Annotated in this window: 9 protein-coding genes; 1 reads left to right on the forward strand and 8 read right to left on the reverse strand. The window is 73.8% G+C overall.

What is annotated here, in order from left to right; all coding sequences use genetic code 11:
• Positions 1–7: 7 nt before the first annotated feature.
• From ACY1JF_RS14610 to ACY1JF_RS14645, 8 genes are all read right to left on the reverse strand, one after another.
• Positions 8–1,588, reverse strand: coding sequence for an ABC transporter ATP-binding protein (locus tag ACY1JF_RS14610; protein WP_462705535.1), 1,581 nt, complete (start codon positions 1,586–1,588; stop codon positions 8–10).
• The gene (locus ACY1JF_RS14615) at positions 1,585–2,445 is read right to left on the reverse strand and encodes an ABC transporter permease subunit (RefSeq protein ID WP_462705536.1); all 861 of its coding nucleotides are present in this window, start codon (positions 2,443–2,445) and stop codon (positions 1,585–1,587) included. Before ACY1JF_RS14615 ends, ACY1JF_RS14610 begins: the two co-directional genes overlap by 4 nt.
• Positions 2,442–3,392: an ABC transporter permease gene (locus tag ACY1JF_RS14620; RefSeq protein ID WP_462705537.1), complete on the reverse strand. Its 951-nt coding sequence runs from the start codon at positions 3,390–3,392 to the stop codon at positions 2,442–2,444. The genes ACY1JF_RS14615 and ACY1JF_RS14620 overlap by 4 nt, the downstream gene beginning before the upstream one ends.
• A complete protein-coding gene (locus tag ACY1JF_RS14625) occupies positions 3,389–4,975 on the reverse strand; it encodes an ABC transporter substrate-binding protein (protein WP_462705538.1) in 1,587 nt (528 codons plus the stop codon). Before ACY1JF_RS14625 ends, ACY1JF_RS14620 begins: the two co-directional genes overlap by 4 nt.
• A 190-nt stretch (positions 4,976–5,165) precedes the next feature.
• Positions 5,166–5,387, reverse strand: coding sequence for a ferredoxin (locus ACY1JF_RS14630; RefSeq protein WP_462705539.1), 222 nt, complete (start codon positions 5,385–5,387; stop codon positions 5,166–5,168).
• 438 nt (positions 5,388–5,825) lie between these two features.
• Entirely contained in the window at positions 5,826–7,844 is a 2,019-nt protein-coding gene (locus ACY1JF_RS14635) for a hypothetical protein (RefSeq protein ID WP_462705540.1), read from the reverse strand.
• On the reverse strand, positions 7,828–8,313 hold the full coding sequence (locus tag ACY1JF_RS14640; RefSeq protein WP_462705541.1) for a carbohydrate ABC transporter permease: 486 nt from the start codon (positions 8,311–8,313) through the stop codon (positions 7,828–7,830). The genes ACY1JF_RS14635 and ACY1JF_RS14640 overlap by 17 nt, the downstream gene beginning before the upstream one ends.
• Positions 8,313–9,659 carry an extracellular solute-binding protein gene (locus ACY1JF_RS14645; RefSeq protein ID WP_462705542.1) on the reverse strand — a complete coding sequence of 449 codons (1,347 nt, stop codon included), beginning with the start codon at positions 9,657–9,659 and terminating at the stop codon, positions 8,313–8,315. Before ACY1JF_RS14645 ends, ACY1JF_RS14640 begins: the two co-directional genes overlap by 1 nt.
• Positions 9,660–9,964: 305 nt before the next feature.
• On the opposite strand from ACY1JF_RS14645, the gene ACY1JF_RS14650 reads away from it, so the two are divergent.
• Positions 9,965–10,963, forward strand: coding sequence for a LacI family DNA-binding transcriptional regulator (locus ACY1JF_RS14650; RefSeq protein ID WP_462705543.1), 999 nt, complete (start codon positions 9,965–9,967; stop codon positions 10,961–10,963).
• Positions 10,964–11,307 lie beyond the last annotated feature (344 nt).

An 11,307-nucleotide genomic window follows, 5' to 3' on the forward strand; every position in this document is an offset into this window, starting at 1 on the left:
CCCTCGGCTACTCCGGCACGGCGAGGGCGGGGCCGTCCTCGCGGGCGAGCAGTCCCCGGGTGACGGGGTGCCCGGGATCCACCAGGACGCGGTCCGCGGGACCGGCTTCGACGACCCGTCCCGCGTCCAGGACGACGACCTGCTCCGCGCGGGCGGCGACGGCTGTCAGGTCGTGCGTCACCATGACGACCGTCAGGCGCGACGTGCGCCGCAGCGAGTCCAGCAGGTCCAGGATCCCGCTCGCGGTCCGCGGATCGAGCGCCGAAGTGATCTCGTCGCAGACGAGGGCACGCGGCTCGGCGGCCAGTGTCCGGGCCAGCCCGACGCGTTGACGCTGCCCGCCGGACAACTCCCCCGGCCGGCGTGTCAGTACATCGGCTCCCAGCCCGACCAGGCCCAGCAGCCGTACGGCTTCGTCGGACGCCTCCTGGGCCGACCGGTTCCCCAGCCCCCTGAGGGGGCGGACGAGCGCGTCGGCCACGGACTCGCGCGGGTTGAGGGCCCCGCGGGAGTCCTGCGCGACGAACTGCACCGGAGCCCCGCGTCCGCGCGGCACACCGTCCTCCCGCCACTCGACGCTTCCCCGTACCGGCGGGTGCAGCCCCACGAGACATCGGGCGAGGGTGGTCTTCCCCGACCCCGACGCACCCACGACGGCGGTGCAGGAACCCACCGGAACGGTGAGGGAGACGTCGTGCAGCACACGGACCCGTCCGTGGACGGCATGCAGCCCCCGTGCGGAAAGCCCTCCCGGCGCGGCGGGACCCGCGGCGGTGACGCGAGGGGCCCTGGGACGGAGGCCACCGGCCGGGGGATTCCCGGCCGGCCGGACGGGCGGTGACGCCCCCGGCTTCCCGCGTGCCGCGATCCGTCCCTGCTCCAGACGTATCACGTCGTCCGCCACGGACGCGATCCACGCCGGGTCGTGACTGACCAGCAGCGCCGCGCGGTCCCCCTCGGACAGGGCCTCGGCCACCAGTTGGCGCATGCCGTCCGCCAGGACCGGGTCCAGGCCGCTGGTGGGCTCGTCGAGGACCAGCAGGCTGGGCCGCCCGGCCAGCGCCAGGGCGAGGGCGACCCGCTGGGCCTGTCCCCCCGACAGCTGCCAGGGCAGCCGTCGCCGGAACGCCCGGTCGGCCGGCAGTCGCACGGACGACAGCAACTCCCCGACCCGCGCGGAGACGTCGGCCCTCCCCGCCACGGACGAACGCAGCCGCACCACCTGGGCGATCTGCGTGCCGATGCGCAGCGCGGGATTGAGCGACGAGGCCGGGTCCTGCCCCAGGAACGACACCACCCGGCCGCGCAGCCGACGGACGTCCGCCCGGTCGAACGGATCGAGACCGGCCACCCGGACGGTCCCGCCACGGACCCGCAGGCCGGGGCGGACGTGGCCGAGCAGACTGTGCGCCAGACTGCTCTTGCCCGACCCCGACCTGCCGACGAGACCCAGCACCTGCCCCCGGGACACCGAGAAGCAGACGTCGCGCACAACGGGCGGCCCACCGGCCGCGGGGCCCAGCGTCAGGGCGTCGATCTCCGCGAGCCGACCGGCGCCGGGGAGGGGAGCGGCCCCGCGGCCGGTCATGCGGCTCCCCTCCCCACGGTGTCCGCCAGCCGCCCGGCCAGCAGGCCGACACAGACGGACAGCAGCACCAGCGGCAGTGCCGGGGCGAGGAACGGCACGGCGGCCAGTGTCGCCCCCGGAACGTTCTCGCTCACCATGCGCCCCCAGTCCGGCGCCGCCCCGCCCGGTGCGAGGCCGAGGAATCCCGCGGTGGCGGTCAGGTGCAGGGAAGCGACCAGCCGCAGCGCGGTGTCCATCAGCGCCGGTCCGGCGATGTTGGGCAGCACGTCGTGGCGCAGTACGGCCCTGCGCGTGTCACCCCGGGCCAGGGCGGCCTCGACGTACCCGCTGCTGAGCACCGTGTCCGCCGCGGCGCGCAGCACGCGGGTCGAGAACGGGGCGGTGGCGAGGGCGACGGCCGCCACCAGGGCCGTGGCGCTGCCGGGGAACCCCGCGGCGAGGACGAGGACGACCAGGAGGGCGGGGAGGACCGCCAGGGCGTCGACACAGCGGAGCAGCAGGTCGCCCAGGCGGCGGGACACCATGGTCGCCAGGACGCCGGCGGCCACCCCGACGGCCCCGGCCGCGGCCGTACCCGCCAGCGCGGTGAGCACGACGGTGCGACCGCCGCCGAGGACCCGGCTCAGTACGTCCCGGCCCAGCACGTCGGTGCCGAGGAGGAACTGACCGCCGGGCGGCTGGAAGGGCGCGGCGAGCTGTGCGGTGGGACTGTGCGGCGCGGCCAGCGGGCCCAGCAGGGCGAGCAGGAGGACGAGCAGTGTGCCCGCCCCGGTGAGCAGTGGTGGCCGGCGGCGCCGGAGGGTGCCCGAGCGGGCGGTGCGCGCCCGCCTCTCCGGTGGTGCGAGGACGGTCGTCATCGGCCGTGTCCTTCCCGTGCGCCCAGCAGACGCGCGCAGATGTCACCCACCAGCAGCACCGCGAGCATCACCCCGGCGAGTACGGTGGCGATGCCCTGCACCATGGGTATGTCGCGTGCCGCAACGGCCAGTTGCAGTTCCCGGCCGATGCCCGGATAGTCGAAGACGTTCTCCACCACCACCGCCGAGCCGACCAGCGCGCCCGTGGTGAGGGTCAGCGCGTGGACGGCGGGGCCCGCGGCGTTGGGCAGAATGTGACGGACAGCGAGCCGTACTCCGCGTACTCCGTTGAGCCGTGCCGCTTCGCAGTAGGGGGTGGCCGCCGCGTCGGCGACGGAGACCCGCAGGAGCCTGGTGGCCACCGCGAGTCCGACCGCGCTGAGCGTCAGTACGGGCAGGATCAGCGCGTGCGGCACATCGAGCGGCGTACCGCCCAGGGGGATGACGGACACACGCGGCAGGAGCTCCAGCCACACCGCCAGCACCGCGACGAGCAGCGCGGCGACGACGAACTCCGGTACGGCGGCCAGGACCTGGGCGGCCGTCGAGACGAAGCGGTCGGCGCCGCCCCCGCGCAGTCCGGTCCACAGGCCCAGCAGCGCGGCCAGCGGCGCGGTGACCGCGAGCGTCAGTCCGGCCAGGAGCAGGCTGTTGGGCAGGCGGGTGGCAAGGACGTCGGCGACCGGCCGGTCCCCCACGAAGCCCCGGCCCAGATCCCCCCGGACGGCGTCCGCCACCCAGTCCGCGTACCGGTCGGCGGCCGACCGGTCCAGCCCGAGTTCGGCACGGACACCGGAGCGCTGCGCCTCGGAGGCGTCCACCCCGGCGACCGCGCTGACCGCGTCCCCCGGTAGGACCGCCGTGGCCGCGAAGACGACGGCCGACAGCACGACGAGCAGGACGGCCGCCCCCGCGAGGCGACGGCCGACGAACGCGATCAGGCTCACGCCAGCGACGCCCGGGAGAAGCCGGGGAACTGCTCGAAGAGATCGTCCCGTATCCCACGGACCCCCTTGGCCTGGGCGTTCAGGTTCGGCTTGAAGACCGGAAGCACCTGGTTGCCGTCCTCCCAGCGCGTGCGCTGCGCCCGCGTTCCCGACTTCCTGGCCTCGGCCCGGTCGCTCTCGGCGCGGGCCTTCGCCACGAGGGTGTCGGTCCCGGAGTCCTTCCAGCCGAACGCCGACGGGGATCCACCCGCCGTGCTCATCTGGTAGGCCGACAGCGCGGGGACGGGCATCTGGTAAGAGCCCGCCAGCGGCAGCGCCGCGTAGGCGGGGAAGTCCGCGTAGAGCTGTCCGGCCGGCAGTTCACGCACCGACGCCCGGACACCGGCCTTCTTCAGGTCCTCGACGAACAGGGTGGCCGCCTCGGCCATGCCCGGCGTCTCCGGGCCGGTCGTCAGCGTGACCCTCATCCCCTCGGCCCCCGCCTCCTTGAGCAGCGCCCGAGCCCTCTGCGGGTCGTGGGCGCGCTGGGGCAGGCCCTCGGCGTAGTCGGGGAAGCCGATGGAGGGCAGGTCGTTGCCGACCTCGGCGTTGCCGTAGAACACCGTGTCCACCATGGCCTGCCGGTCGACCGCGAGCTTGAACGCCTCGCGCACCCTGGGGTCGTCGAAGGGCTTGACCCCCATGTTCATCTGGAAGGACAGGCCGACCAGGTACGGGCTCCCGGTGGGGACGAGTTCGACGTTCCCGTTCTCCCCGAGGGTGCGCGCGGTGACCGGTGAGAGGTCGTGCGCGAAGTCGATCTCACCGCCGGTGAGCGCTCCGGCCCTGGCGGTCGAGTCGGCGATCGACCGCAGTTCCAGTCCGTCCAGGTGGGGTACGTGGCCGTAGTGGTCGTCGTAGCGTTCGAACGCCGCGCCCTGGCCGGCCGTGAACTCGGTCAGCCGGAAGGGACCGCAGCTGGGCATGGCCTCGCGGAAGCTCTTGGTGCCGTCCTTGACGACGAGGAAGTTGCCCTGACAGAGGATCATGCGGCCGTCGGCGATGGGCCGCAGGGTGGGCAGTACGACCTTCAGGTCACCGTCGGCCTTGGCGTGCGCGAGGTCGAAGTTGGCGGCGGCGAGCCGGTACACGGGCAGTTTGCTGTTGGCCGCGAGGGTGCTGAGCGAGTGCAGGACGTCGGCGGCGGTCAGCTCGGAGCCGTCGGTGAAGCGGACGCCGGGTCGTACGTGCAGCGTGTAGGCCGAGAGGTCGTCGGCGATGTCGATGCCCTTGAGCACGCCGTACCGCACCCCGTCGGGCCCGCTGGGGTCCAGGTTGCCCAGGGTGCCGTGCCAGGCTCGGGCCCGCACCAGGTCGAGAGCCGACGGGCCGTTGAAGAAGTCGAGCGTCTCCGAGGCGCCGCCTCCCACGAAGGCGGCCCGCAGGGTGCCGCCCGAGCGGGGCGAGGAACCCGGTCCGGACGCGCGGTCGGGGGCGGGCTCGTCGGTGGAGCACGCCGCCAGCAGGCCGGGGCCCACCGCCAGAGCCGCGGCCCCCGCCGCGCCGCGGCGAAGGAAGGCACGGCGATCGATCTGTCTGGACATGCTTCTCCTTGACGTTCCGCTGAGCTGATCAGGAAGCCGTGGCAGGTGCCACGGCGTGTGCGGTGGGGCCCGGCGGGAACCGGTGACCGGCAGGCCGGCAGCGCGCTCGGCGGCGCGGTGCACCGCTCCCGTCGCCTCCGGGCGCTCGCGGGGTCGCGCGACGCTCGAGGACCGCCGCGGCGCTTGCGGACTACCCCAGGGTCAGGGCGCCGGCCGGGCAGGCCCGCACGGCCTCACGCACCGCGTCCGACTGGGACGCGGGAGGCTTCTCGTCCAGGACCAGTACGAGCCCTTCCTCCTCGTCCTGGTCGAAGACGGTCGGCGCGGCGAGCACACACTGCCCGGCCCCCACGCACCGGTCCCGCTCGGCTCTGATCTTCCGGGCTTCGGACGCCCGGTCCACCAAGGTCATGAGGGCCCCTCCCCTGCTGCCGCCCGCGCGGCCGCCCGTTGACGACCACACCATAATCAGTAATGACTTCCATATTCAATAAGATTCCGCACACCGGCCCTCCCCGCACGCCGCCCCGACGGACGCGCGGGGCCCGCGTCGTCACGCCCGTCGGGGCGGTGACCTCCTGTCAGAAATGATTGCCACGTGTGAAATCGCCACGGAGGCGGGCGGTCCGCGCGAAACACCGGCGACACCGCTGCACCCGACACGGCGGCGGAAGGCCGTGAAGCCGCCCCGCACCAGCGGGCCGGCTTCACCTCCGCCCAGGAGTCGTACGAGGCGCTCGGAGCCGGCGGCATCACCGTCGGCCCCGCCGGCCTCGCCCGTACGCAGCGCCGGCCGGCGGTGTCGTCGTGCCCTGCTCCCACCCCCGCCGACCGGTGCCCGAGGGCGGTGTCAGGCCAGGGGGACGTCGTGGTCGCGGGCCAGTCTGAGCCAGGTGACCAGGTGCCAGTCCTGGTCGTTGGCGAGCGGGTCGGCCTTGTGGGCCGGCCGGCCGTCGACGGTGCTGGGCATGACGAAGGCGCAGGTCGCCGAGCCGTCGGGGCGGTAGTTGGCGAGGTTGGCCAGCAGGGAGGAGCGGGCGACGTGCCGGGTGTGCGCGGTGCGCAGGCGCGGGGGCAGCCGGTAGAGGGCGCCGGCCGTCAGCACGCTCCAGTAGTGCGGGAAGACGTCGCCGAAGAGCCGGTCCTGGCCGAACCAGAAGCCGTCCCAGTGCCGGATGGCGACGCCGTGCAGGCGGATGTGCGGCTGGCGTCCGCTGAAGGCCAGCAGCCAGGGCAGCCGCGCGGCGATCTCCTCCTCCAGCGCGGGGTCGGCGGTGATGCGCCAGGCGTCGATGAGCAGGTTCAGCAGCGGGGCGACGATGGCGTGCTCGTAGGCGACCTCGTGCTCGGGAAGCTCGTCGCCCAGGCCGATGAAGTGGTGCGCCGACCGGACGATCTCCTCGCGCAGCCGCGCCGCGCGTTCCTTCTGACCGTCCCCGTCCAGGGCGTTCGAGACGTCCATGACGGTCTCGGACAGGCCGATCGCCAGATGGCGTCCGGCTCCCAGCTCATAGGCGCGTTCGATGATGGCGGCGGCCGTCTCCAGGTGTTCGGGGCGGTGGTGGACGCGGTGGTGCTCCAGGAAGAACGAGGCCAGCCACGGGGAGTCGTAGAGCCGGACCCCGACGTGGTGGGCCTGGGAGCCGCGGCGGGGTGCCAGGGTGTCGTCGAGCAGGTGGGCCCGCGCGAACTCGGCCCAGCCGTCGACGAGCGGGTCGGCGGTCTCCGGGCTGATCCAGCCCCGCTGCCGGGCCAGCAGCAGCAGGAGCGGCATGGCGATGCGTTCGGAGCCGTCGGTCCAGTCGGACCACCCGTTGGTCAGGGTGGACAGGCCGGTGGTGGTGTCCACGGGGACGAAGGCGTGGCGCAGCAGGCCCGGTCGCTCGGGCGAGCGCTGGTGGGCCACGATGTAGGCGACGCGCCGCTGTACGAGGTCGGGTACCGGCAGGTGGAAGAGGACCTCGGTGGTGGTGTCGCCGACGCGGACGGTGACGGGTCCGTGGACGGCGGAGGTGAGCACGGTGGTGTCGCCCTCGCGGCGGACGCTCACGTGGTGGGACAGGGCGGTGACGTCGGTGCCCGGGACGGTCAGGTCCTGGCCGACCCCGGTGGCCAGCGAGGTGGTGTCGAGCGGCGCGGGGTTGTGCCGTTCGAAGTCCTCGGGGGACTCGTACCAGACCAGGGCCCATTCCAGGGTGTGGGTGTCGCCGGGGGCCAGTTCGATGAGGGGCTGTCCGCCGAAGGCGGTCGGATGGGCGGCGTGATCGGTCACGTTGAGGACGAGGTGTCCCCGGGCGTTGGACAGGGTGCTGGTGTTGCGGCTCTCGACCGAGTAGCCGGCGAGCCGGCCGGAGCGCAGGGTGAGTCCGAGGCAGCGGCCGTCTCCCCGCACCGGCTGGGCCAGTACCCAGGACCCGGCGCCGCCGGTGAAGACATGGGCGTGCACAGCGCTGCGCAGGGCGGCCGACGCGTTCTCGTAGAGGTCGGCGAAGGGGGTCTGGATGCCGAGCCCGCGAATGGTGCGCCGGGTGGGCCCGGTGTTGGTGAAGGCGTACCGCTCCAGATAGCTGTCGCCCTCCACCCAGCGGGTCGTCTCCGGCGTGATGCCGGCGATCGGGGCGTGCCGGACATGGACGCGGCCGGCCGCGGTGTCCACGGACTCGGGTGCGTTCCAGCGGCCGGCGCCGGCGTCGGTCACCAAGTGGCCGGAGCCCCAGGTGTGCTCGACGGAATGCCAGGGTGTGCGTTCGTCCAGGAGGAAGCGGCGCTCTGGCTGGGCGGGGTCGGTGAACTGCCGGGGCGCGCCGGCCTGCAGCGTCACGCTGCCCCTGCCGAACGTCCAGGTGGTGTGGTCATCCCTTGAGGGCACCGGAGGAGAATCCCTTCACGTAGTGACACTGGAGGAGGAAGAGCAGGCCGCAGGGGACGGCGGCGATGATGACGCCCGCCTGCAGGGAGCTGAAGTCGATCTGTCCGAGGGTTCCGGAGCACGGGGCGACCAGGGCGACGGGCAGGGTGGCCTTGCTGCCGTCGGAGAGGAGGATCAGCGGGCCGATGAACTCGTCCCAGCCGGCCGGGGCCGCGTGGAGCGCGACGGTCACGGTGCCGGGCAGCGCTCCGGGCAGCACCCGGGAGGTCCTGCCGAGACCGCAGCCGTCGGCCATGTCGGCCTCCTCGATCTCGCGAGGCAGCGCGGAGAAGACGCCGCGCACCATGGAGAGGCTGAAGGGGGGCTGGAGTGCGGTCATGGCGAGCGCCACGCCGACGACGGTGTTCCGCGGGCCCAGCCAGCCCAGCAGGATGTACAGCGGCAGCGGGAGCGAGGCGCAGGGCACCATCAGGATGGCCAGGGGGGCGGCCGAGCGGGACCACGAAGAAGACGATGACGGCAAGGGCGGTGGGCAGGGCGAAGAGCATCCCGGCCCGGGAGCGGTCGCGGGTGTGCGCGCAGACCTTCACGCGCGCGGGCACGACAGTGGCCATGTCGGTCAGCCGCCGATCCGCAGCGCGGTCGTGATCGCCCGGTCGTCCTCGGCGAGCGTCTTGGACCGGCACCGGAGAGGACGGCGTCGCGGAACAGCTTGTGCCACGGTCCGTTGGGGCCGGTGAAGACCTGGCCGAAGGCCGGCGGGAACGGGGTGTACCCGGTCTCGACGAGCCTGTTCGGCTCCACGGTGCCGGGGTCGGCCGCCGCATAGCGGTCGTCCGCCAGGTCGGTGCGGACCGGCAGTGCGCCGCTCTCGGCCACCACGTCCACCTGGGCCTGCTCCGACAAGGTCCACTTCAGCAAGTCCCGGGCCTGCGCGGCCTCGCCGGACGTGGCAAAGACGCCCATGACGTCACCGCCCACGCAGGCGGACCGCTTCCCGCCGCTCCCGGGGCTGCCGGTCGCTTTGACCCGGAGCTTGTCGTCCTGCTGGAGGGTGGTACAGCCGAGGGCACCGAACCGCTGCGGGCCGACGGTGCCGGCCTGGAACGCCACGGTCCAGGCCGCCCCGTTCTCCTGGCGTGCCGCCGCCGGCACGGCCTCGTCGTCGTACATCTCCTGCCACGCCTGGAACCAGGCCCGGCTCGGGGTCGAGTCCAGCCGTGCGGTGGAGCCGTCCGCGCCGAGTGGCTCCTCGCCGCCGGCCCATACGGGGGGCCGGCCGGTGAGCATGGTGCGCCCCGGGCGGTTCCCCGCGGAGCAGGAGCCGCGGACTCCGCCGCCAGGGGCGTGGATCTTCTTGGCCTGCGTGACCTCTTCGGCAAGGGTGGTGGGCGGCCGGCCGGGGCCGGGTCCGGCCTTCTCACAGGGCACCTTGTTGCAGAACAGCGCGGAGACGTCCTCCACGGCGGGTACCGCGTACAGCTTCCCGCCGGCGGTCGACGCCTCGACGGGCCCGGGCGCCGGCCGGTCCCGGTACGGCAGTGAGCCGACCCGCCGGGTGGGGCCGAGCAGCACGTCCTTCGCGGCGAGCCCGGACGTGTGGACGACGTCGGTGGCCAGCGGACCGGACAGGGCGCCGCTGCCGGCTGCGGCTCCGGCCTTCCGCGGGCAGGAGTCGCCCGGCACGGACGTGAGCTCGCCCCGGTTCCCGTGCGTGGCGTTGTACCGGGTCACCGGCCGGCCGAGCGAGGAGTCGGCGGCCAGCCGGGTCCAGAGCGTCAGTTCGGTCCCGTCGCCGACCGCGGTGGTGGCCATCGCCGCGCTTCCCACGCTCGCCCGGGGCGCGGACTGGCACCCCGCCGGCATCGCCGCGGGAGCGACGGCCAAGAGGGCCACGGTGGGACACGTGCTCACTCCGTTGTGCACATCTTCCTCCCCGCGCCCATCGGCTCCGACAACGATTTCGTCCGCGCGAGTACAGTGAGAACGGCACTTGTCGCGCACCCCACTACCGCTGACCGAAATCGTTGTCCGTCGCCATTAGCCAGGAGTGCCGGTCACCGTGTCAAGTACCTTGGGTGACCCAGCCCACCCGGACAGGAGGCCCCATGGAGCGCGCGGTGACCATTTCCGACGTGGCACGGCGCGCACAGGTGTCCCCCTCGACCGCCTCCAAGGCGCTCAACGGCAGGGCCCAGGTCAACGAGGCCACCCGGCGGCGCGTGCTGGCGGCGGCCCGTGAACTCGCCTACTCCCCCAACGCCTTCGCCCAGAACCTCCGCAACGGCACGAGCCGGACGGTCGGCATCATCGCCGCCGACGGCGTCGGGCGGTTCACCCTGCCCGTCCTCATGGGCGCGTCCCACGCGTTCGGCTCCGAGCAGATGGCGGTGCTCCTGTGCGACTCCCACGGCGACCCGGATCTGGAACGCCGCCACCTGGACATGCTGGCCAGGCACCAGGCGGACGGCGTGATCATGCTGGGCCGGCACACCGACGCACGGCCACCGGTCACACATGCCGCGCGGATGCCGGTCGTCTACGCCTACGCCCCCTCGTCCGACCCGCGGGACCGCTCGGTGGTCCCGGACGAGGCCGGCGGCGCCCGGCAGGCGATCGAGCACCTGATCGAGCAGGGTTACCGGCGCATCGCCCACATCAGTGGGCCGAGCACGTTCCACGCCACACGGGTGCGCCTGGAAAGCGTCCGCAGGACGCTCGCGGCCCACGGCCTCGCGCCGGCCGGCTCCCGCCCCTACGTCGGCGAGTGGAGCGAGCAGTGGGGCCTGTCAGCGACGATCATGCTCCTCACCGAGGACCCGACCGTCGACGCGATCTTCTGCGGCAACGACCAGCTCGCCCGTGGTGCCGTGGAAGCGGCCCGGGAGCTGGGCCGCCGGGTCCCCGACGACCTCGGCGTCGTCGGCTTCGACGACTGGGACGCCCTCACCCTGGGCTCCCGCCCGCCCCTCAGCAGTGTCGACATGCGCCTCGGGGAACTGGGCAGGGAAGCCGCCCACCGGCTGTTCGGCGGCGCCGCGGACGAGGATCACGGAAGCGTGACGGTTCCGTGCGGGCTCGTCGTCCGCGACTCCTCACGGCGGCGCACCGCCACGTGACGGGCGTGCGCGTCCAGCCGTGGGCAGTCGGCTGAGGCTCGGGGGCCGGCTCGCGGCGGCGGGCAGCCGTCGCGCGGGGCGGTGAGGGCGGGGCGGACGCGGAGGCCGGTGCTCGGCAACACGCGGACGGTCGGCCCAGTGGCGCGTCAACCGCCTGAAGTGGCGGCGCCGTCGCCAACCGCCGACGAACAGCACCGGGTCACGTCCGTCGAGGCGCCTGGGGACATCCCGTTCACCGCCTCGGCCAGCAGTCGGCCGCGTGGCCTCGATGATCCCGCCGGCGGGTCGGACGGTGCGCTGGGGCCGATGCCGGACGCGACGCGGATGGGTGGCGCACCAGGCGG

The sequence above is a fragment of the Streptomyces sp. SYSU D01066-1 genome, from assembly GCF_054956795.1.

Coding starts and splice junctions, on each gene's coding strand:
- ACY1JF_RS14610 (WP_462705535.1), bottom strand. CDS start 1,588: ATGACCGGCCGCGGGGCCGCTCCCCTCCCCGGCGCCGGTCGGCTCGCG.
- ACY1JF_RS14615 (WP_462705536.1), bottom strand. CDS start 2,445: ATGACGACCGTCCTCGCACCACCGGAGAGGCGGGCGCGCACCGCCCGC.
- ACY1JF_RS14625 (WP_462705538.1), bottom strand. CDS start 4,975: ATGTCCAGACAGATCGATCGCCGTGCCTTCCTTCGCCGCGGCGCGGCG.
- ACY1JF_RS14630 (WP_462705539.1), bottom strand. CDS start 5,387: ATGACCTTGGTGGACCGGGCGTCCGAAGCCCGGAAGATCAGAGCCGAG.
- ACY1JF_RS14640 (WP_462705541.1), bottom strand. CDS start 8,313: ATGGTGCCCTGCGCCTCGCTCCCGCTGCCGCTGTACATCCTGCTGGGC.
- ACY1JF_RS14645 (WP_462705542.1), bottom strand. CDS start 9,659: ATGGCCACCACCGCGGTCGGCGACGGGACCGAACTGACGCTCTGGACC.